The following is a 19,740-nucleotide window of genomic DNA, read 5'->3' as shown; positions in this document are numbered from 1 at the left end:
TATCCGCATTGACTTCTCCACGCCACCGCATTACCCCGCTGCTGCACTGCATGGCGGCGTAGCTCAGCGGTAGAGCAGGGGAATCATAATCCCTTGGTCGGTGGTTCAAATCCGCCCGTCGCTACCAGTATTTCCCTGGTAAAAATTAAAATTATCAAAATTTTATCAATGGCTTAGCCTCTCACAATCCAGGGCTGCCATTTGGTTTCGTAAGCTCTGACGAGCGCCACCGAGCGCGGATGCCGCGGCTTTTTTGTCCCCCAGGAAGGCGCTTATACCAGCCCGCCAAGAGCTTGACTCTCTGGGTTTGGTGGCGGGCTGGTATAAGCTCTTGATTTTGCGTGCGGCCGCCCCACCAGCCCCGCGCGCATACCAGTCAGCCTTAAGGCTGACTGGTATTAATCACGTCTCCTCGGCCAGCAATTCCTTTTTGGAGAGTTTGCCGACCATGGTGCGCGGCAGGGTCTCGCGCACCTCAACCGACCTTGGCATTTCAATTTTGTTCAGGCGCGTTTGCAGAAATTCCAGAATTTGCGCGCCGGTGGCCTGCTGGCCGGGGCGCAAGGCAACAAACAGCTTCGGCGCCTGGCCACGGTACGCGTCCGGCACGCCGATGGCGATGGCGTCCTGCACGGCGGGGTGCTGGTAGGCCGCTTCCTCGATTGTGCGGGGATAAACATTGTAACCACCGCAGATGATGATGTCCTTGATACGGTCAACGATGAAGAGATAGCCATCCTCGTCGAGATAGCCGATATCGCCGGTGCGAAAGGCGCCATCGATGAAAACCTGGGCTTCTTCGCGCTGGTGGTAGTAACCGGGCATCACCTGCGGCCCACGCGCGCAAATCTCGCCGCGCGCGCCCTGCGGCAGAATCACCACCGGGTTTTCAAGGTCGCGAATTTCAATGGTTGTGCCTTGCAGCGCGCGCCCGACGCTGCCGCGCTTGCCCGTCCCCGGCAGGCTAAGTGTGAGCACCGGCGAGGTTTCCGAAAGGCCATAGCCTTCCAGGATATGGCAACGCGAAATGCGCTCGAATCGGGCGCGCACCTCCTCGGAGAGCGGAGCGCCGCCGGAGACGCAGAATTTGATGAAGCTCAGATCGGTTTTGCCCGATGCCTCGGCGGCGTTGCTGATGGCGGTGAAGAGCGTGGGCACGCCGGGCAGAATGGTCGGGCGGCGGCGGTGAATGGTTCGCATCAGCAGCTTCAGGTCCAGCCTGGGCAGCAGAATAATCTCAGCGCCGATGCTCAACGACAGATTCATCACGGCGGTCATGGCGAAGACGTGAAAAAGCGGCAGAATTGCCAGCATCCGCTCCTCGCCAGGGATAACGCCAGGCAGCGCCGCCAGCACCTGGCGGACATTCACACTGATATTGGCATGGGTGAGCTGGGCGGCCTTCGGCTTTCCCGTGGTGCCGCCGGTGAATTGCAGCACCGCGATATGGCGGGCCGGATCGACCGCGACGGGGGCTGGCTGCGCCAGGCCGGAGGTCAGCCGCTCGAATGTTACATAAGGGGCATGATCAGGAACCCGCGCCAGTTGCTTGCGCTTGAACAGCCGCAACGCGATGGCTTTAAGCGGCGTGAGGAGGGAGGCCATCGGGCAGACGATGACACGCTTGAACAGCCCGCCCGCCGCCAGCTTGCCGATTTTGTCCTGGATGAGGGCAAGATCCATGGAAACCATGATCGTGACATCGGTTTCGCGCGCCTGCGCCTCGATCTCGGACAAGGTATACAACGGGTTGAAGTTAACCACCGTGCCGCCGGCCTTGAGGATGGCATGGTACATGATAACGCTGTAAGGGCAGTTGGGCAGGCAAAGGCCGACATTCACCCCCTGCCTGACACCGAGCTTCTGCAGGCCGGCGGCGGCACGGTTGGTCAGCTGGCCCAGTTGCCCATAACTCCAGCGGCGGCCCAGAAAATCAAGCGCCGGCCGGGTGGCGAACCGGCGCACGGCATCGTCGAGCATGGCAAAGGCCGGCTCACCCGCCGGCTCAAAGACCGGCACCGGCTGCGGCGTGTTCAAACCGTCCATGCCTTCCCCCTCATGATGCCGCCGCGCAGACCCGGTATTGTGGAAGAGTCATCATTCAGCACCGGCGACAGCTCCGTTCAGCCCGCAGCCCGTTTGCCAAGCATACCCTGAACCATATGCCCGGGTAGCGGTGTTTTTCACCCAGCGCAACAAAAATAACGGGGCCCGAGGACCCCGTTTAGCCTGCGCGAACCCGGTTCAACCGGCATCACGCCGGCGCTGCGGCTCAGACCGCTTTAAGATTGATCGCGGCTGCCTTGCCACGTTCCATCGCGATGTCGAACGTGACCTTCTGGCCCTCGTTCAAGCCGCGCAGACCTGCGGACTGCACAGCGGTAATGTGGACGAACACGTCCTTGCCGCCGTCCTGGGGAACAATAAAACCATATCCTTTGGTGGTGTTGAACCACTTAACAGTGCCGGTAGCCATTACTCGTCGTCGCTCCTTAACATTGGCCCGCCGCGCGCCTGCCGCGCGGATTGAGGGACAACCGGGTTCTGGTTAATCTTGTATGCGTCCGGTCGCCGGGAGCGCGTTCCCAAGTCAAGCCAAAGTCGATTGCCCCCAAATCTCGCGCAGAAACCTTTGGTATTGTCAACGACTTCCTAATCCCTCCGCCACGGCACGCCCCTTCCTGAAGCCTGATTTTTCCTGCGGCCCCGGTTCGCTATGTGCTAAAATTTGGGACAGGCTTCCGAAGCCGCGCAATTCTTGGCATAAGCAATCAAGCCTATAATAGATATGGAGCGTCGAATATGTCTGATGCGGATATTGTACCGGTAAAACCAGAAATTGCAGCCGCGGCCCTGATGCCACGAGCCCGTTATGATGAGATGACCGCGCGCGCGGCCTCGGCACCGGACGAATTCTGGGCGGAGGAGTCCCGGCGCATTGACTGGGTAAAGACCCCCACCAAGATCAAAAATACGTTCTTCACCGGGGATGTCTCGATTAAGTGGTTCGAGGACGGCACGCTGAACGCCTCCGCCAACTGCCTGGACCGGCATCTGGCCGAACGCGGCGATCAGGTCGCGATCATCTGGGAAGGCGATGACCCGAATGATTCCAAAAAGGTGACCTACCGGGCCCTGCACGAGCAGGTCTGCCGCCTGGCCAATGCGCTGAGCGCCCAGGGCGTGAAAAAGGGCGATGTCGTCACCATCTACCTGCCGATGATCGTGGAAGCGGCGGTGGCGTTGCTCGCCTGCGCGCGCATCGGCGCGATCCACTCCGTGGTGTTCGGCGGCTTCTCGCCCGACTCTTTGGCCAACCGGCTTCAAGACTGCAACTCCGTGGCGCTCATTACCGCCGATGAAGGCCGCCGCGGCGGGCGCAAGGTGGCGCTGAAGCTGAACGCGGACGAAGCGCTGAAATCCTGCCCGTCAGTGAAAAACGTGATCGTGGTGAAGGCCACCGGCGGCGATGTGGCGATGCAGGCCGGGCGCGACGTATGGTACGAGGATGTAACCGCCGCCGCCTCGCCGGTTCATACCCCCGTCGAGATGAACGCCGAGGACCCGCTGTTCATCCTCTACACCTCCGGCTCCACCGGCAAGCCCAAGGGCGTGCTGCACACCACCGGCGGCTACATGGTGTGGGCGAGCTTCACGCATCAATATGTGTTCGACTACCACCCCGGCGAGGTTTACTGGTGTACGGCTGACATCGGCTGGGTAACCGGCCATACCTATATCGTGTACGGACCGCTGGCCAATGGCGCCACCACGCTAATGTTCGAGGGCATCCCCAACTACCCGGACACCTCGCGCTTCTGGCAGGTCATCGACAAGCATCAGGTGAATATTTTCTACACCGCGCCGACCGCCATTCGCGCCCTGATGCGTGACGGCGAAGGCCCGGTGCACAAAACCTCCCGCAAATCACTGCGGATTCTGGGCTCGGTGGGCGAGCCCATCAACCCCGAGGCGTGGAACTGGTATTACCGGGTGGTCGGCGAGAACCGTTGCCCGATCGTGGATACCTGGTGGCAGACCGAGACCGGCGGCATTCTCATCTCGCCGCTGCCCGGCGCCATCGCGCAGAAGCCGGGTTCGGCGACGCTGCCGCTGCCGGGCGTGTTCCCCATTCTGGTGGATGGCGAAGGCCAGCGCCTGCACGGCGCCACCGAGGGCAACCTTTGCATCGCCGATTCCTGGCCGGGGCAGATGCGCTCGCTCTACGGCGACCACGCCCGCTTCGTGCAGACCTATTTCTCTACCTTCAAGGGTCTGTATTTCACCGGCGACGGCGCGCGCCGCGATGCCGACGGCTATTTCTGGATCACCGGGCGGGTTGATGACGTGATCAACGTCTCTGGCCACCGCATGGGCACCGCGGAGGTGGAATCCGCCCTCGTGCTGCACCCCAAAGTCGCGGAAGCGGCCGTGGTCGGTTTCCCGCACGAGATCAAGGGCCAGGGCATCTATGCCTACGTAACCCTGGTGGCCGATGCGGAGCCGACCGAGGCGCTGCGCAAAGAGCTTGTCGCCTGGGTCCGCAAGGAGATCGGGCCGATTGCGGCGCCGGATGTGATCCAATGGGCGCCGGGCCTGCCGAAAACCCGCTCAGGCAAAATCATGCGCCGGATTCTGCGCAAGATCGCCGCCAACGAGACCGACAGCCTGGGCGATACCTCCACCCTGGCTGACCCGGGCGTAGTGACTGACCTGGTGGATAACCGGGCGGGTTGAGCCCTCAGGGCCAGGGGGCGTTGCCTCCTGGCCGGCCCTACTTCGTGCCAAAAAGCCGGTCCCCGGCGTCGCCCAGGCCGGGGTGGATGTAGGCGTGGTCGTCCAGCTCACGGTCCACCGCGGCGGCGAACACCGGCACATCCGGGTGCGCGGCCTCAAACCACGCCAGCCCCTCGGGTGCGGCGAGCAGGCAGACGAATTTGATCCGCCTTGCGCCGGCCTCCTTCAACATGGTCACGGCGGCGGCGGCTGAGTGGCCGGTGGCGAGCATCGGGTCCACCACGATGCACAAGCGCTCGGCCATGCCCTCAGGCACCTTAAAATAATATTTCACCGGCTCATGCGTCACCGGGTCGCGGTACAGCCCCACATGGCCAATCCGCGCCGAGGGCACCAGATCCAGAATACCGTCCAGAATCCCTTCCCCGGCCCGCAGCACCGAGATGAAGCAGAGTTTTTTGCCCGAGACCTGCACCGCCTGCATCCGCTCCAGCGGCGTTTCGATGGTGATGGGCTCCAGCGGCAGATCGCGCAGCACCTCATAGCCGAGCAGCAACGCGATTTCCCGGCAAAGGCGGCGGAACTCGCCGGTGGTGGTCTCCTTGCGGCGCAGCAAGGTCAACTTATGCTGCACCAGAGGATGATCGATCACGGTAACCATTTGCTCACCCTTCGGCTTTTGGCAGTCTGATCACGAAGCGCGCGCCGATGATGGCGCCTTCCTCATTGCGCCGGTTCTCGGCCGAGATGCGGCCCAGATGCGCTTCGACGATCTGGCGGGAGATGGAGAGGCCCAGGCCGGAATGGCTGCCGAACTGCTCGCTCTGCGGCCGTTCGGAATAAAAACGGTCAAAAATACCGTCCAGCTTGGCATCGGGGATGCCGGGGCCTTCATCCTCCACCGCCAACTCCACCATGCCGCCGGTCTCGCGCCCGCGTAGCCAGATTTTACCATTGGGCGGGCTGAAGGAAATGGCATTGCCAATCAGGTTGCGCAGCACCTGGACCAGCCGGTTTTCCGCCCCGCGCACGAAAAGCCCCACCGCCGGGGCGTCCACCACCACATAGGGGCCGCCTTCCTTGCGGGTGGCATCGTGGATCTCGGCCAGCGTGGCGAGAATGCGCGCCATATCGACGATATCCATCTTGCTGCGCGAAAGCTCGGAATCCAGCCGCGAAGAATCCGAGATATCGGTGATCAGCCGGTCCAGCCGGGCGACATCCTGGGTGATGATGGCGAGCAGGCGCGCGGCACGGGCGGGGTCCTCGACGCGGCTCAGTGTCTCAATGGCCGAGCGGATGGAGGACAGCGGATTTTTGATCTCATGGCTGACATCGGCGGCAAATTGCTCGATCGCGTCCATCCGCGCCCACAACGCTTTGGCCGAGCCATCCAGCGCGCGGGCCAGGGTGCCGATCTCATCGTTGCGCTCGGTTATGCTCTCGGGTAGCGCCTGGGTGCGCGCGCGGCCCTCTCGCATCAGTGCTGCCGCCCCGGCCAGCCGCAGAATCGGGCTGGCGATGGTACGGGCCAGATAGAACGAGACGATGACGGTAAGCCCCAGCGCCAGGGCGAACAGACCGAGGATGGAAATTCGCACCGCCAGCACGGCACTGTCCACCTCGGCGGCCTCGCGCGTCAGCAGCACCGTCCCCACGCTCTGCTGGCTGCGCTGGATCGGCTCGGCGACTGTAATGAGCAACTGCCCCTGCTTGTCGCGCCGCACAAACGGCGGAGCCTCCTGGTCCGGGCCGGCGCTGGTGAGTTGCAGAGCCTGACGCGCATCGGGCTGCCAGCCCAAGGTGGCCGGGTTCTGCCCGGCGCCGGAGCCCACGAGCCCGGTTTCATCAACCGGCCCCGCCACGGACCCCAGCAACTGGTCGTAAATGAAGCTGATCGCGCGGGGGAAAAACCCCTGCGGCGGCGGCGCGGCAAGCGGTTCGGTAACAATCGCCCCGCCAGGGCCGGGATGCACGCGCGAATTGGCGATCAACTCGCCATCCGGCCCGTAGATCAGCGCCTGCGCGTTGGGGGAAGGCTCGGTCAGCTGGTAGAGCAGCGGCTGCGCCAGATCCGGATTGATGGTGGCCCCGCTGGTGTTTTCCTGCACGGCGGTTTGCGCCACGGCGCTGGCGTAAATCCGCGCCTGCTCACGCAAGGCGGAAACCTCGGCGCTGAGCAGCCCCTGCTGATACTGGTCCAGATAGAACAGCGCCGCGAATATCAACGCCACGGGGAGCAGGTTGACCAGCAGGATATCGCGCAGCAGCCGCGAAAGGCGGGGTTTTTTATGCGTCATGCGGCGGCCGGGACGGTCATATGCAAACTTACGCTTCCTTGTAGCGGTAGCCGATCCCGTAGAGCGTCTCGATCTGGTCGAACTCGCCATCCTCGTTGCGGAATTTCTTGCGCAGACGCTTCACATGGCTATCGATGGTGCGATCATCCACATACACGTTCTCGCCATAGGCGGCGTCAATCAGCTGGTCGCGCGACTTCACCATGCCGGGGCGCTGGGCCAGAGCCTTCACCAGAAGAAACTCGGTGACGGTAAGCTGGATGTCCTTGCCCTTCCAGAGGCACTGGTGCTTGGTCTCGTCCAGCGTGAGGTTGCCCCTGGTTAAAACGCTCGCGGGGGCAGCGCCCGACCCCTCGGCCTTGGACGCCTCGTTGCGGCGCAGCAGGGCGCGGATACGCTCCAGCAGCAGCCTCTGGCTGAACGGCTTGGTAATGTAGTCGTCCGCGCCCAGGCGCAGACCCATCAACTCGTCCAGCTCATCGTCCTTGCTGGTGAGGAAGATCACCGGCATGGCCGAGCGTGCGCGTAATTTTTGCAGCAGTTCCATGCCATCCATGCGCGGCATTTTAATGTCCAGCACCGCAAGGTCGGCCGGTTTGGCCAAAAGGGCCTGCAATGCCGACTCACCGTCCGTGAAGGTCCGCACGTCGAACCCCTCCTGTTCCAGCGTCATCGAGACGGAGGTAAGGATGTTGCGGTCGTCATCGACCAGGGCAATTGTGTGTTTCATCTACTGGGACTCATATTTACGGACATAAGTGTCAAGTGCATCGTGGGAGTGACCGGATTATGGCAGCAAATCAAGAGCGGAATTTTTACGCGGAGGCGGCCAGCCTGCTTGCAACCGCGCGGGCGGGCACTCTGGCCACCACAACCCCGGCCGGCCTGCCCCATGCCGCCCTTGCGACACCGGCGCCAGCGGCGGACGGCGCTCCCCTCCTGCTGCTCTCAGACCTTGCGGCCCACACCAGAAACCTGCGCGCCAACCCGGCCTGCGCCCTGCTGATCACCGGCGCCCCCGTGGATGAAAACCCGCAGACGGCCCCGCGGCTGCTGCTCAGCGGCACGGCGCGGATCAGCACCGCCCCCACAGCCCGTGAACGCTTCCTACGGATACACCCCTATGCCGCCCAATATGCCGGGTTCACGGATTTCAACCTATGGCGCCTGGAAGTGAACGACGCGCATTATGTCGGCGGATTTGCCGCTGCGTCCCGGCTGCAGCTCGCCGCATTGCAGCATGAAATTAACCTCATTTTTGAGAAGTATTCCGGTTGATACAAGGTATATTACGCTGCTTATGAAGAAACAGATTGCAGCCAGAGAGGAACGTTTCAACCGTGACCCACATGACCGATCTCGCCAATCTCCATGATGCAGTTCCCCTCGCCGGCACAGGTGTTCGCGTCGCCGCCGCACTGCACGCCAACCTCACCGCCCCGGCTCTCGTGGCGCATTCCCTGCGCAAAAACGAGGGCCGGCTCTCGGCTGACGGCGCGCTTATCGTGCGCACCGGCGTGCATACCGGGCGCTCGGCCGGGGATAAATTTGTCGTCGATGAACCCTCCACCACCGGGAGTGTATGGTGGGGCAAGGTCAACCAGCGGCTACCGGAAAGCAGCTTCGCCATGCTCAAAGGCCGCGTGCAGGCATATCTGCAGGGCCGCGAGCTCTTCACGCAAGACGTCTACGCAGGGGCCGATCCGGCAAACCGCATCAGCATCCGCCTGGTTACAACGGGCGCCTGGCACGCGATGTTCGCACGCAACATGTTCATCCGCCCGCCGGCGGAAGACCTCGCCGGATTCGTGCCCGATTATGTGATTCTGCACGCGCCGGATTTCGAGGCGGACCCCGCCATCGACGGGGTGAAATCCTCATCCGCCGTCGTACTCTCCTTCGCGGAAAAGATGATCGTCATCGCCGGCACGCAATATGCGGGTGAAATCAAAAAATCGATCTTCACGGTGATGAACTGGATCCTGCCGGAGCGCGGCGTGCTGCCGATGCACTGCTCCGCCAATATCGGCCCGCAGGAAGACGCCGCATTGTTCTTCGGCCTCTCGGGCACCGGCAAAACCACCCTCTCCTCCGACCCCGCCCGCCGCCTGATCGGCGATGACGAGCATGGCTGGGGGCCGGAAGGCGTGTTCAACTTCGAAGGCGGCTGCTACGCGAAGGTCATCGACCTCAGCCAGAAGAACGAGCCGGAAATCTGGGCTGCGTCGCACCGTTTCGGCACCGTGCTGGAAAATGTCGTGGCCGACCCGCAAGGCCGCCTGGACCTGACCGACCAGACCTATACGGAGAACACCCGCGCCTGCTACCCGGTGGAATTCATCCCCAATGTGGAGCTTTCCGGCCGCGGCGGAACGCCCAAAAACGTCATCATGCTCACCGCCGATGCCTTCGGCGTGCTCCCGCCGATTTCCCGGCTCAACCCGGCGCAGGCAATGTACCACTTCCTCTCCGGCTACACCGCGCGCGTCGCCGGGACGGAAAAGGGCCTCGGCTCCGAGCCGCAGGCCACCTTCTCAACCTGTTTCGGCTCGCCCTTCCTGCCGCGCCACCCGCAGGTCTATGGCAAGCTGCTGCAGGCGTTCATCGCCAGAACCGGCGCCTCCTGCTGGCTGGTGAACACCGGCTGGACCGGCGGGGCCTATGGCGTGGGTAAGCGCATGTCCATCACCCATACCCGCGCCCTGCTGCGCGCCGCCCTGGCGGGCGAGCTGGACAATGTGGAATACCGCACCGACCCGTTCTTTGGGCTGCAAATCCCCCTGCATGTGAACAACATGCCCGACGAGGTGCTCGACCCGCGCACCGCCTGGGCCGACCCCGCGGCTTATGACCTGGCCGCCAAAGGCCTGGTGCAGCGCTTCGTCGATAATTTCTCGACCTTCGCCGATCTGGTCGACGAAGATGTGAAGGCCGCCGCCATCCGCGCCGCGGCTTAAAGCTGCCCCCTGGCGCCGCCCTACAAATCGTAAGGCGGTGCCTTCGCGTAGCGCGGCAGGCTGTCAGTTGTGGCAAACCATTCCAGGCGCTCGCAATCCCAGCCATGAACGGTGGGGTGGATGGCGTTGGGGGTATCCAGCGTTCCCAGGGTGATCCCCACCGACCGGCCTTCCCTGTCGGTCATATACAGCGGCGTGCCGCAATCGGGGCAGAACCAGCGGGTTGAATGGGCCGATGAGCCATAGGCCCTGGCCTGGCCGCGCGTAATGCGGAAGTTTGACGGCGCCACCTGAATCCAAGCCAGCACCGGCGCGCCGCTGGATTTTTGGCATTGGCGGCAGTGGCAATAATCGGCAACCTCGCCGCCTGCGCACAAAAATTCATAGGCGATTGCGCTGCAAAGACAAGCACCCGTAAGCCGCATCTGCTAAACTCCTGACCAGTTTCACGTCATGGCAAGCACCACCGCTGACCGCGGTTTTACCGGCCATGCTTAACACACCGCAGCTGCACAGGAGAGCAAATGTCCAATAACCTGAAATTCTACATCGATGGCGCCTGGGTTGACCCGGTGGTGCCCAACCGCATCACCGTCATCGATCCTTCAACCGGGCAGCCCTATACCGAGATTTCCGGCGGCAGCGTTGCCGATGTAAACAAAGCCGTGGCAGCGGCGCGGGCGGCTTTCCACTCGTTCTCGCACACCACGCCGAAGGAACGGTTGGAGCTGCTGAAAACCTGCCTGGCGATTTATGAACGCCGGATGGGTGAAATCGCGGATGCCTGCGCACATGAAATGGGCGCGCCCATCGGCTTTGCGCGCGAGGCGCAGGTTGTCGCCGGGCAGGCGCATTTTGCCGCGCTGATCAAGGCGCTGCCGAATTTCGAGTGGAGCGAGAAGCGCGGCACCACGCTGGTGGTGAAGGAACCCCTCGGTGTCGTTGGGCTCATCACCCCCTGGAACTGGCCGCTGAACCAGATCGTCTCAAAGGTCGCCCCCGCGATTGCGGCCGGCAACACCATGGTGCTCAAACCCAGCGAAATCGCGCCGGTCAACGCGATCATCTTCGCCGAGATCATGCATGAGGCCGGGCTGCCCAAGGGCGTGTTCAACATGGTCAACGGCGATGGGCCCTCCGTCGGCCAGAAACTCGCCGAACATCCTGGTGTGGACATGATGTCCTTCACCGGCTCCACCCGCGCGGGAATTCTGGTGGCCAAGGCCGCGGCTAATACAGTGAAGCGCGTCGCGCAGGAGCTTGGCGGCAAATCCGCCAACATCCTGCTGCCCGATGTGGATCTGGACGCCGCCGTACGCCAGGGCGTCGGCGCCTGTTTCGTCAACAGCGGCCAGTCCTGCGATGCGGCAACGCGCATGCTGGTGCCGCGCATGATGCACGATGCGGCGATGGCCATCGCCGCCGATGAAGCCGCCAAGCAGACGGTCGGTCCGGCCTTTGGCAACAGCACGGTGCTGGGGCCGCTAGTCAGCCAGGTTCAGTTTGACAAGGTGCAGCGCCTGATCAAAACCGGCATCGAGGAGGGCGCAACGCTGGCAACCGGCGGACTGGGCCGCCCCGATGGCCTGAGCGGCGGCTATTTCGTGAAGCCAACCGTGTTCGGCAATGTCACGCGCAACATGACCATCGCGCGCGAGGAGATTTTTGGCCCCGTACTCTCGATCCTGCCTTATGACACGCTGGACGAGGCGATCGAGATCGCCAACGACACAGTCTACGGCCTGGCGGCTTACGTGCAGAGCAAGGACCTGGAAAAAGCCCGCGCGGTGGCGCGTGAAATGCGGGCGGGCAGCGTATACATCAACTATCCCGAATGGGATTTGTTCGCTCCCTTCGGCGGCTACAAGCAATCGGGCAACGGCCGTGAATATGTGGATTTCGGCCTGAATGACATGCTCGAAATCAAAGGCATGATCGGCTACGGCGCTTAGGGCTTGTTAGGAAATAGCTGAATTGGGTTTTGCTTCCGGGTAATACCAGTCAGCCTTAACGCTGACTGGTATTACCCCACCCGCGCAGCAGGATGGCCTCGTGCATCACAGTGATCGCGGGCCCTGGCCCAGCGCCGAAGCGCTACTATGAACATATGAACGATCTGGCTATGGTGGCCTGACTCAAACCAAATGGCCTCCGGCAAACCCGGCGCGGTTCAGATTCCCGATCCCGTGCCCTATATGCCTAAAAACATAGGAGAGAATGGCATGACGCAAGCCCGGCAACTGCATCTCGGCGCCTTCATGCGCCCGGTTTCAATTCACACTGCCTGGTGGCGTTACCCCGGTGCGCAAACCGATGCCAATTTCAATTTCGCCGCGCTCAAACACTTTGCGCAGACCCTTGAACGCGGCAAATTCGATGCTTTTTTCATGGCCGATCACCTGGCCGTGCTCAACATGCCGATCCAGGCGCTCAAGCGCAGCGCCACGGTTACCTCCTTCGACCCCATGATCCTGCTGCCAGCCCTGGCTGCCGTTACCGAGCGCATCGGCCTCATTGCCACCGGCTCCACCAGTTACGACCAGCCCTTTCACGTTGCCCGCCGCTTTGCGTCACTGGATGCGCTCAGCAATGGCCGCGCCGGCTGGAATATCGTCACCACCGGCAATCCGGAATCCGCGCGCAATTTCGGTCTCGATGACCATCTCGACCACGCAGAACGCTACCGCCGTGCCCGTGAATTCTACGACGTGGTGACCGGGCTGTGGGATAGTTTCGCCGACGACGCCTTTCTGCGCGACCAGGCTTCCGGTGTGTTCTTCGACCCCGATAAAATGCACGTGCTCAATCACCAGGGCGAATTTTTCAAGGTCCGCGGCCCGCTCAATGTCGCCCGCCCGGTACAGGGCTGGCCGGTCATCGTGCAAGCCGGCGCATCGGAAGCCGGCCGCCAGCTCGCGGCTGAAACCGCTGAAATGGTCTTTGGCGCCGGCGGCCCGCTCGACGCCGCCCGTGAATTCTACGCGGACGTGAAAGGGCGCATGGTGAAATTGGGCCGCAATCGGGAACATCTGAAAATTCTGCCCGGCGCGCTGGTTGTCGTTGGGGCCACCCGGGACGAGGCGCAAGCCAAAAAAGACCTTATCGACAGCCTGGTTCACCCCGATAGCGGCCTCGCCTCCCTCTCCGTTGCGCTTGGCGTCGATGCCTCGCATTTTGAGCTGGACGCCCCGTTGCCGGACATCCCGGAAACCAATGCCAGCAAATCCAGCCGCGAACGGGTGATCGACAGCGCGCGGCGGGAAAACCTCACCGTCCGCCAGCTCGCGGCGCGGGCCGGCAGCTATGGCGGCAACAGCTTTGTCGGCACGGCGGCCGATATCGCCGACCAGATGGAGGAATGGTTTCTCACCGGAGCAGCCGATGGCTTCAACCTGATGTTCCACACCGTGCCCGCCGGGCTAGAGGAGTTCGTCGATCAAGTTATCCCCGAACTGCAACGGCGCGGCCTGTTCCGCCGCGAGTACGAAGGCACGACATTGCGCGAACACCTTGGCCTGCCGCGCCCAGCGAACAGGTTTTTCCGTTAATGCTGCGATCAGGGGGGAAAATGGGCGGTTCCTTAAATGCCATTTGAAACGCGCTTCCGGATACTTGCTGGCAGCAGGCTGTTAAAAACTGAAACACAGGAAGCGTGTCCCTTGCGCGCGGTACTGAGCGAGTCAGCCCCCACAATCGTTCAATCGGATTGAGGTGCGGTTCAGCCGACGTTCAGCATTGCGCCCAAGGTGGACATTGCATCCCACTTCCAGCGTGCCCGAAAGCAGACACGAGACAAGTAGGGCGGGCAACGCCCACCATTCGTGTACCGACCGATTATTTGCCCATCAGGTCCCGGAATGGATGGCTGGCTATGCCCACCCTACGCTTGCTAAGCGGGTTCCGTCTGTCTCGTTGATCATAAACCGACATTTTGACAACCCATTGGCGTGAAGTTCAATCAAGTGCGGATTGGAATATCGGAAACGGTCACACGTAATCCCGCATTATTTACGCCGGTGAGCATCAATGCAGTAGTCAACGCCTCGCCAATGACCACCGGATAAGAAGTCGGTCCGATGATGAGTCGGTCAAACATACTTGCGAAATCCAAGGCTGCCAAATTTTCATCTACACTTTTATCCAAAGGTAATTTATGTACGGTCTGGGGAATCCCCGATATGATTTCTGTAGATTAGCCCGCGAGACGGGTTAATCTGAAGTCATCGCACTCTAAACCCGTTCGCTCAGTTTAATCGCCACGCGGCAGCCGGTTTTAATCAGCGCCGTCAACAGCCGGTATCCCGGCGCCTGCTCCGCCCCGTTCGCCAGGCCGATATCGCGATGCGACAGCTCCTCGGCGCGGAACGTGGCAATCGTCTCGCGCAACGCCGCCTCCCGCTCGTCCAGCGCCGCCTCCTGCCCGGCGTAATGCGCGTCTATCACTTCTTCCACCGCCACTGTGCAGGCCATCGCCGCCTTTTCACCCAGCGCCGCCGTGGCCGCCCCCAGCGCGAAGCCCGCGACATGCCAGAACGGCAGCAGCGCGGTCGGGCGCACCCGGCGCGCGGGAATCATCTCAGCAAAACGCTCCAGATGCTCCAACTCCTGCGCCCGCATATGCTCTATCACCGGCCCCTGCGCGCCACGCCCCAGCACCGCCAGCTGCCCGGCATAAATCCGCGCCGCGCCGTATTCCCCGGCATGGTCCACCCGGATGAACCGCTTCACCTGCGCGCTCATTTAAACTTCCTTGGCTTTTTCAGCACATAAACCAGCAGCGCCGTGGCAAACAGCAACGCCCCGCAAAAATCCATCAGCGCCATGGATACAGGCAAATGCGCGATCAAATACACCGGCTTGTCGCAAGGCGTTGCCGGCACCATCGGCAACGCCGCGCCGGGCGTGAGAATCCCGTTACACTCGGGCAACGGCGAGGCCCACCAGCCAAACTCCACCCCCACATGCAGCCCGGCGATCAACACATCCCCGATCATCGCCAGCGCCGCCAGCCCCAGCAGCACCCGCGCGCTGCCCCGGCGCAGCAACACCGCCAGCAACCCCAGCACCACCACAATACGGTAAGGCCAGCGCTCCCACAGGCAGAGTTCGCACGGTGTCAGCAGCAGCACATATTGCGCGAAATACGCGACCCCCAGCGCACCCAGGGCCACAAGGGCAGCCAACGCGCCCGCGATACGATATCTCATCAAATGCTCACAGAATAAACCGGCTGAGATCGCCCTTGGCAGCCAGCGGCGCAACCTTCTCATTCACATAGGCCGCATCCACCACCACGCTCTCTCCCGCGCGGTCAGTCGCGGAAAAGCTGATCTCCTCCAGCAATTTCTCAATCACCGTGGCCAGCCGCCGCGCCCCGATATTCTCCACCCGGTCGTTAATATCAAACGCCAGCGAGGCCAGCGCATCCACCGCATCATCGGCAAACGTCAAATTCACGCCCTCTGTGTTCAGCAGCGCGCTATACTGCTTCAGCAGCGAATGCTCCGGCTCGGTGAGAATCCGCCTGAAATCCTCCCGCGAGAGCGAAGATAGCTCCACCCGTATCGGCAACCGCCCCTGCAATTCGGGCAACAAATCCGCCGGCTTGGCGACATGAAAAGCCCCCGAGGCTATGAAGAGAATATAATCCGTTTTGATCGGCCCGTATTTGGTGGAAACCGTGGTCCCCTCGATCAACGGCAGCAAATCGCGCTGCACCCCCTCGCGTGAGACATCCCCACCCCTGAACCCGCCCTCGGTCTTGGCGCAGATCTTGTCGATCTCGTCGAGAAACACGATGCCGTTGCTCTCCGCATGGCGCAGCGCATCCTTGGTCAGCGCCTCGGTATCCAGCAGCCGGTCAGCCTCCTCGCGCTCCAGCGCCCGGCGCGCGTCAGGCACCAGCATCTTGCGCTTGCTGGCCTGGCGCCCGAACATCCCCTTCATCATATCCCCAAGGTTGATCGCGCCATTCTGCGGCATGTCGATCATGCCGATCTGCGCGCCCCCGCCCTCGCTGAGCGAAATCTCGATCTCCTTGTCCTCAAGCTCACCCGCGCGCAGCATCCGGCGAAATTTCACCCGCGTATCGGCGCTGGCCCCCTCGCCCACCAGCGAGGTGATCAACCGCTCTTCCGCCGCCAGCTCCGCCTTGGCTTCCACGCCCTTGCGGTTCTGCTCGCGCAGCATGGTGATGCTCGCCTCCACCAGGTCGCGCACAATGCTCTCCACATCGCGCCCCACATAGCCAACCTCGGTAAACTTCGTCGCCTCCACCTTGATGAACGGCGCCTGCGCCAGCTTCGCCAGCCGCCGCGCGATCTCGGTCTTGCCGCACCCCGTCGGCCCGATCATCAGAATATTCTTCGGCACCACCTCATCGCGCATATCCTCGGGAAGTTGCAACCGCCGCCAGCGGTTGCGCAGCGCAATCGCCACCGCGCGCTTGGCGTCGTTCTGCCCAATGATAAACCGGTCAAGCTCGCCAACAATCTCACGCGGCGAATATGTGGGTGTTTCCATTACAGTGTTTCAACAATCAGGTTTTCATTGGTGTAGATGCAAATATCCGCGGCAATCTTCATCGCGCGGCGGGCAATCTCCTCGGCCGCCAGGTCCGGCACCGTCATCAGCGCCCGCGCCGCCGAGAGCGCATAATTCCCGCCGGAGCCAATGGCGATAATCCCATCCGATGGCTCCAGCACATCGCCATTGCCGGTAATGGTAAAGCCGCGCTCCTTGTCGGCGACAATCAGCATCGCCTCCAGCCGCCGCAGATAACGGTCCATCCGCCAATCCTTGGCCAGCTCCACGCAGGCCCGCTCCAGCTGATTGGGAAAACGCTCCAGCTTCGCCTCCAGCCGCTCCAGCAGCGTAAAAGCATCCGCCGTCGCCCCGGCGAACCCCGCGATCACCGCCCCATTGCCGATGCGCCGCACCTTTCGCGCATTACCCTTCACGACCGTATTGCCCAGGCTCACCTGGCCATCCCCGGCCAGCGCCACCGCGCCATCGCGCCGCACACATAAAATTGTCGTGCCATGCCAGCCGACCGGATCATTTGGATTTGTCATGCCCGCAGAAATGGCACCTCAACCGCGTGCAGACAAGGGAGCCTCCGCTCCTGCAATATATTTCGTCAAAACCCTTTTGGCGGCCGGAAGGCGATGATACACAGGCGTATGAGCCCGCAATCCCCCTTCAAAGCAATGGAAGCCAGTCCCTCCGAAAAAGACCCGCTCCTCTCTGGCCTCGGCCAGCGTGTCAAACTGCTGCGCGCGCGCGGCGGCATGTCCCGGCGCATGCTGGCCGAGGAGGCCGGCGTGTCCGAGCGCCATCTCGCCAATCTCGAGTCGGGCATCGGCAATGTCTCCGTGCTGGTGCTCCAGCAGGTGGCGTTGGCGCTGGGCTCCTCCCTGGCCGAGCTGCTCGGCGATGAGACCACCAGCACCCCCGAAGGCCTGATGATCCGCAAGCTCCTGCACGGCCGTGGGCCGGAGGAGCTGCAACGCGCCCACAAGGCCCTGGCCGAGCTCTTCGGCGCCATCACCCCCGGCCAGCGGCGCAACCACATCGCGCTCGTGGGCCTGCGCGGCGCCGGCAAATCCACCCTGGGGCGCATGGCCGCCGCTCAGCTTGGCTGGCCCTTCGTGGAGCTGCGCGCCGAGATCACCCGCATCGCCGGTTGCAGCCCGGTGGAAATCCAGGCCCTCTACGGCTCCAACGCCTACCGCCGCTACCAGCGCCAGGCGCTGGAGGATGCCGTGCAAACCTACCCCCATTGCGTCATCGCCACCGCCGGCGGCCTCGTCGGAGACCCCTCAACCTTTGACCTGCTGCTCACCAACTGCCTCACCATCTGGCTCCAGGCCGACCCCGAGGACCACATGAACCGCGTCATCGCCCAGGGCGAACAACGCCAAATGGCCGACAGCCGCAAAGCCATCGAGGACCTTCGCGTCACCCTGGAAAGCCGCGCCGCCTTCTACGCCAAGGCGGATTCCGCCTATAACACCAGCGGCAAAACCGTCGATGAGGCCTTCTCCGGGCTAATGGCCGCGCTGGCCGAACACCAGCTCAAACCGGCCTGACCCGCCATGGCGCGCACAGCCTATCTCGCCGGACCGGATGTATTTCTCCCAAGCGCCGCGGCCAACGCGGCGGCAAAAATCGCCATCTGCGCCTGCCACGGCCTCACCGGGCTCGCGCCCTTCAACCCCAAGCTGGACCTGTCCCTGCCGCCGGACATTCTCTGGCGCCAGATCTACCTTGACGACATCGCCATGATGCAAGCCAGTGACCTCGTCATTGCCAACCTCACCCCCTTCCGCGGCGCCTCGGCCGATTCCGGCACCCTGGTGGAAATCGGCTGGTTCCTCGGCCGTGCCCGCCCGGTGTTCGGCTATTCCAACACCGCCGCCTCCTTCGCCGAACGCAGCGCCGCGCAGGCCGCCGCCGTGGCGGACCCTCTCCCCGGCCTCGCCATCGAGCCATTCAACCTGCCCGACAACCTCATGATCCCAGGCTGCGTGGAATATGGCGGCGGCCTGCCCATCACCCTCCCGCCGGACGGCATCTCCCGCCCCTTCGACTCCCTGGATATTTTCGAACTCTGCGTCGCCGCGGCGGTGCGCCACCTGGGGCCCTAACCCTTGCGCCGCATCCAACAGGCCATCGGCCACGCCATCGCCCGCTTCCTCACCGTTCCGGTGGACGCGCCGCCCGTCTTCCCGGTTGACCTCCGCCAGTTCCGCGCCCTGCTCCAGCCGGGCGATGTCATCCTCGTCGAAGGCCGCCTGCGTATCAGCTCGATGGTCAAATACCTCACCCAGTCCACCTGGTCGCACGCCGTGCTCTACGCCGGCGACGCCGCCCCCGGCGGCAGCCCGGACTGCATCGAGGCTGACATCATCGCCGGCGTGCGCCGCTTCAACCTGGAAGCCCTGCTACCCTACCATGTCCGCATCTGCCGCCCCATTGGCCTCTCCACGCAAGACCGTCAGGCCGTGGTTGATTTCGCGATGAGCAAACTCGGCACCCAGTACGATCTGCGCTACGTCGTTGACCTCGCGCGCTACCTCTTCCCCCTCCCCGTGCCGCAGCGCTGGCGGCGGCGCGCCATCGGCTTCCTCTCCGCCGACCCCACGCGCGCCATCTGCTCCACCCTCATCGCCCAGGCATTTAAAAACATCGGCTACCCGATCCTGCCGGAAATCACCGAACAAGCCCTGGCCCACCCCGCCACCCGCCGCCGCGCCCTGGAAATTTTCCACATTCATGGCTCGGAACTCTTCGTCCCGCGCGATTTTGACGTCTCCCCCTTTTTCGAGATCATCAAGCCCGATACCCCGTCCCATTTCGACTATCACCGTCTTGTCTGGCTGGACTAGAGCGCGATCGTTTGAGGTTCGCTCAGCTGAGCGAGCCGAAAGCGTGAATCGCCGTCAGAAAAATAACCAGAGCCTGATCACACTCAAACCAATCAGGCTCTGACGCGCGAGACCGGCTTTTTATACCAGCCCGCCAAGAGCTTGACTCTCTGGGTTTGGTGGCGGGCTGGTATAAGCTCTTGAGTTTGCGCGCGGCCGCCCCACCAGCCCCGCGCGCATACCAGTCAGCCTTAAGGCTGACTGGTATTATTGTTTTTTATTGTTTTTTCGTATCAAATCCGCACAAATTGGGGTGCAAGCGAAATCTTTACTAAAAATAACAACGCGTTATAAGGTTTTTTGCGTAACCGCTCCACG

Annotated in this window: 19 protein-coding genes and 1 tRNA gene; 9 read left to right on the top strand and 11 right to left on the bottom strand. The window is 62.6% G+C overall.

Annotated features, from left to right (window positions below):
* Window positions 1-52 precede the first annotated feature (52 nt).
* A tRNA-Met gene (locus PHE40_RS03320) sits at window positions 53-127 on the top strand.
* A 275-nt stretch (window positions 128-402) separates the two neighbouring features.
* Here the strand turns inward: PHE40_RS03320 and PHE40_RS03315 are convergent.
* Window positions 403-2,046 (bottom strand): long-chain fatty acid--CoA ligase, encoded by a 1,644-nt coding sequence (locus tag PHE40_RS03315; protein WP_299957969.1) that lies wholly within the window; start codon window positions 2,044-2,046, stop codon window positions 403-405.
* A gap of 226 nt (window positions 2,047-2,272) precedes the next feature.
* Window positions 2,273-2,476, bottom strand: coding sequence for a cold-shock protein (locus PHE40_RS03310; protein WP_284256130.1), 204 nt, complete (start codon window positions 2,474-2,476; stop codon window positions 2,273-2,275).
* A gap of 326 nt (window positions 2,477-2,802) precedes the next feature.
* Between PHE40_RS03310 and acs the strand changes: the two genes are divergently transcribed.
* Window positions 2,803-4,737, top strand: a complete 1,935-nt coding sequence (acs, locus tag PHE40_RS03305; RefSeq protein ID WP_299957963.1) for an acetate--CoA ligase — start codon at window positions 2,803-2,805, stop codon at window positions 4,735-4,737.
* 37 nt (window positions 4,738-4,774) lie between these two features.
* On the opposite strand, the gene upp is transcribed toward acs, so the two are convergent.
* The 3 genes from upp to PHE40_RS03290 are packed head-to-tail and all read right to left on the bottom strand — an operon-like array spanning window position 4,775 to window position 7,767.
* Window positions 4,775-5,398 (bottom strand): uracil phosphoribosyltransferase, encoded by a 624-nt coding sequence (upp, locus tag PHE40_RS03300; protein WP_299957960.1) that lies wholly within the window; start codon window positions 5,396-5,398, stop codon window positions 4,775-4,777.
* A gap of 4 nt (window positions 5,399-5,402) precedes the next feature.
* Window positions 5,403-7,037: an ATP-binding protein gene (locus PHE40_RS03295; protein ID WP_299957957.1), complete on the bottom strand. Its 1,635-nt coding sequence runs from the start codon at window positions 7,035-7,037 to the stop codon at window positions 5,403-5,405.
* 28 nt (window positions 7,038-7,065) lie between these two features.
* Window positions 7,066-7,767: a response regulator transcription factor gene (locus tag PHE40_RS03290; protein WP_291424831.1), complete on the bottom strand. Its 702-nt coding sequence runs from the start codon at window positions 7,765-7,767 to the stop codon at window positions 7,066-7,068.
* A 59-nt stretch (window positions 7,768-7,826) separates the two neighbouring features.
* Between PHE40_RS03290 and PHE40_RS03285 the strand changes: the two genes are divergently transcribed.
* Window positions 7,827-8,315 (top strand): pyridoxamine 5'-phosphate oxidase family protein, encoded by a 489-nt coding sequence (locus PHE40_RS03285; protein WP_299957949.1) that lies wholly within the window; start codon window positions 7,827-7,829, stop codon window positions 8,313-8,315.
* A gap of 71 nt (window positions 8,316-8,386) precedes the next feature.
* Complete coding sequence (gene pckA, locus PHE40_RS03280) at window positions 8,387-9,994, top strand: phosphoenolpyruvate carboxykinase (ATP) (protein WP_299958032.1); 1,608 nt, start codon at window positions 8,387-8,389, stop codon at window positions 9,992-9,994.
* A 20-nt stretch (window positions 9,995-10,014) separates the two neighbouring features.
* Here pckA and PHE40_RS03275 read toward each other — a convergent pair whose 3' ends face one another.
* A complete protein-coding gene (locus tag PHE40_RS03275; RefSeq protein WP_299957946.1) occupies window positions 10,015-10,419 on the bottom strand; it encodes a GFA family protein in 405 nt (134 codons plus the stop codon).
* 99 nt (window positions 10,420-10,518) lie between these two features.
* Here PHE40_RS03275 and PHE40_RS03270 point away from each other — a divergent pair, with 99 nt between their 5' ends.
* Window positions 10,519-11,946, top strand: coding sequence for an aldehyde dehydrogenase family protein (locus tag PHE40_RS03270; RefSeq protein WP_299957943.1), 1,428 nt, complete (start codon window positions 10,519-10,521; stop codon window positions 11,944-11,946).
* Window positions 11,947-12,216: 270 nt separating this feature from the next.
* Window positions 12,217-13,542, top strand: coding sequence for an LLM class flavin-dependent oxidoreductase (locus PHE40_RS03265; protein ID WP_299957940.1), 1,326 nt, complete (start codon window positions 12,217-12,219; stop codon window positions 13,540-13,542).
* A 410-nt stretch (window positions 13,543-13,952) separates the two neighbouring features.
* On the opposite strand, the gene PHE40_RS03260 is transcribed toward PHE40_RS03265, so the two are convergent.
* The 5 genes from PHE40_RS03260 to hslV all read right to left on the bottom strand — a co-directional run bounded on the left by PHE40_RS03260 (window position 13,953) and on the right by hslV (window position 17,067).
* On the bottom strand, window positions 13,953-14,138 hold the full coding sequence (locus tag PHE40_RS03260; protein WP_299957937.1) for a hypothetical protein: 186 nt from the start codon (window positions 14,136-14,138) through the stop codon (window positions 13,953-13,955).
* An 86-nt stretch (window positions 14,139-14,224) separates the two neighbouring features.
* Window positions 14,225-14,734 carry a demethoxyubiquinone hydroxylase family protein gene (locus tag PHE40_RS03255; protein WP_299957934.1) on the bottom strand — a complete coding sequence of 170 codons (510 nt, stop codon included), beginning with the start codon at window positions 14,732-14,734 and terminating at the stop codon, window positions 14,225-14,227.
* The gene (locus tag PHE40_RS03250; protein ID WP_299957931.1) at window positions 14,731-15,201 is read right to left on the bottom strand and encodes a disulfide bond formation protein B; all 471 of its coding nucleotides are present in this window, start codon (window positions 15,199-15,201) and stop codon (window positions 14,731-14,733) included. The genes PHE40_RS03255 and PHE40_RS03250 overlap by 4 nt, the downstream gene beginning before the upstream one ends.
* A 7-nt stretch (window positions 15,202-15,208) precedes the next feature.
* The gene (gene hslU, locus PHE40_RS03245; RefSeq protein ID WP_299957928.1) at window positions 15,209-16,516 is read right to left on the bottom strand and encodes an ATP-dependent protease ATPase subunit HslU; all 1,308 of its coding nucleotides are present in this window, start codon (window positions 16,514-16,516) and stop codon (window positions 15,209-15,211) included.
* The gene (hslV, locus tag PHE40_RS03240; RefSeq protein WP_299957926.1) at window positions 16,516-17,067 is read right to left on the bottom strand and encodes an ATP-dependent protease subunit HslV; all 552 of its coding nucleotides are present in this window, start codon (window positions 17,065-17,067) and stop codon (window positions 16,516-16,518) included. The genes hslU and hslV overlap by 1 nt, the downstream gene beginning before the upstream one ends.
* Window positions 17,068-17,175: 108 nt before the next feature.
* Here hslV and PHE40_RS03235 point away from each other — a divergent pair, with 108 nt between their 5' ends.
* The 3 genes from PHE40_RS03235 to PHE40_RS03225 are packed head-to-tail and all read left to right on the top strand — an operon-like array spanning window position 17,176 to window position 19,383.
* Window positions 17,176-18,084 (top strand): helix-turn-helix transcriptional regulator, encoded by a 909-nt coding sequence (locus PHE40_RS03235; protein ID WP_299957923.1) that lies wholly within the window; start codon window positions 17,176-17,178, stop codon window positions 18,082-18,084.
* Between the two features lie 6 nt (window positions 18,085-18,090).
* Complete coding sequence (locus PHE40_RS03230) at window positions 18,091-18,642, top strand: nucleoside 2-deoxyribosyltransferase (protein WP_299957921.1); 552 nt, start codon at window positions 18,091-18,093, stop codon at window positions 18,640-18,642.
* Between the two features lie 3 nt (window positions 18,643-18,645).
* Complete coding sequence (locus PHE40_RS03225; RefSeq protein WP_299957918.1) at window positions 18,646-19,383, top strand: YiiX/YebB-like N1pC/P60 family cysteine hydrolase; 738 nt, start codon at window positions 18,646-18,648, stop codon at window positions 19,381-19,383.
* The last annotated feature ends 357 nt before the right edge of the window (window positions 19,384-19,740 follow it).

The organism is Acidocella sp., from assembly GCF_028687955.1.
Taxonomy (GTDB): Bacteria; Pseudomonadota; Alphaproteobacteria; order Acetobacterales; family Acetobacteraceae; genus Acidocella.
This window is presented reverse-complemented; position numbering and strand designations above follow the sequence as displayed.

What these genes read in the sequence shown, in the direction of transcription:
- acs (WP_299957963.1), top strand. Translation starts at nt 2,803, where the DNA reads ATGTCTGATGCGGATATTGTACCGGTAAAACCAGAAATTGCAGCCGCG.
- PHE40_RS03285 (WP_299957949.1), top strand. Translation starts at nt 7,827, where the DNA reads ATGGCAGCAAATCAAGAGCGGAATTTTTACGCGGAGGCGGCCAGCCTG.
- PHE40_RS03230 (WP_299957921.1), top strand. Translation starts at nt 18,091, where the DNA reads ATGGCGCGCACAGCCTATCTCGCCGGACCGGATGTATTTCTCCCAAGC.
- PHE40_RS03310 (WP_284256130.1), bottom strand. Translation starts at nt 2,476, where the DNA reads ATGGCTACCGGCACTGTTAAGTGGTTCAACACCACCAAAGGATATGGT.
- upp (WP_299957960.1), bottom strand. Translation starts at nt 5,398, where the DNA reads ATGGTTACCGTGATCGATCATCCTCTGGTGCAGCATAAGTTGACCTTG.
- PHE40_RS03315 (WP_299957969.1), bottom strand. Translation starts at nt 2,046, where the DNA reads ATGGACGGTTTGAACACGCCGCAGCCGGTGCCGGTCTTTGAGCCGGCG.
- PHE40_RS03275 (WP_299957946.1), bottom strand. Translation starts at nt 10,419, where the DNA reads ATGCGGCTTACGGGTGCTTGTCTTTGCAGCGCAATCGCCTATGAATTT.
- PHE40_RS03235 (WP_299957923.1), top strand. Translation starts at nt 17,176, where the DNA reads ATGAGCCCGCAATCCCCCTTCAAAGCAATGGAAGCCAGTCCCTCCGAA.
- PHE40_RS03295 (WP_299957957.1), bottom strand. Translation starts at nt 7,037, where the DNA reads ATGACGCATAAAAAACCCCGCCTTTCGCGGCTGCTGCGCGATATCCTG.
- PHE40_RS03250 (WP_299957931.1), bottom strand. Translation starts at nt 15,201, where the DNA reads ATGAGATATCGTATCGCGGGCGCGTTGGCTGCCCTTGTGGCCCTGGGT.
- PHE40_RS03255 (WP_299957934.1), bottom strand. Translation starts at nt 14,734, where the DNA reads ATGAGCGCGCAGGTGAAGCGGTTCATCCGGGTGGACCATGCCGGGGAA.
- pckA (WP_299958032.1), top strand. Translation starts at nt 8,387, where the DNA reads ATGACCGATCTCGCCAATCTCCATGATGCAGTTCCCCTCGCCGGCACA.
- hslV (WP_299957926.1), bottom strand. Translation starts at nt 17,067, where the DNA reads ATGACAAATCCAAATGATCCGGTCGGCTGGCATGGCACGACAATTTTA.
- hslU (WP_299957928.1), bottom strand. Translation starts at nt 16,516, where the DNA reads ATGGAAACACCCACATATTCGCCGCGTGAGATTGTTGGCGAGCTTGAC.
- PHE40_RS03290 (WP_291424831.1), bottom strand. Translation starts at nt 7,767, where the DNA reads ATGAAACACACAATTGCCCTGGTCGATGACGACCGCAACATCCTTACC.
- PHE40_RS03265 (WP_299957940.1), top strand. Translation starts at nt 12,217, where the DNA reads ATGACGCAAGCCCGGCAACTGCATCTCGGCGCCTTCATGCGCCCGGTT.
- PHE40_RS03270 (WP_299957943.1), top strand. Translation starts at nt 10,519, where the DNA reads ATGTCCAATAACCTGAAATTCTACATCGATGGCGCCTGGGTTGACCCG.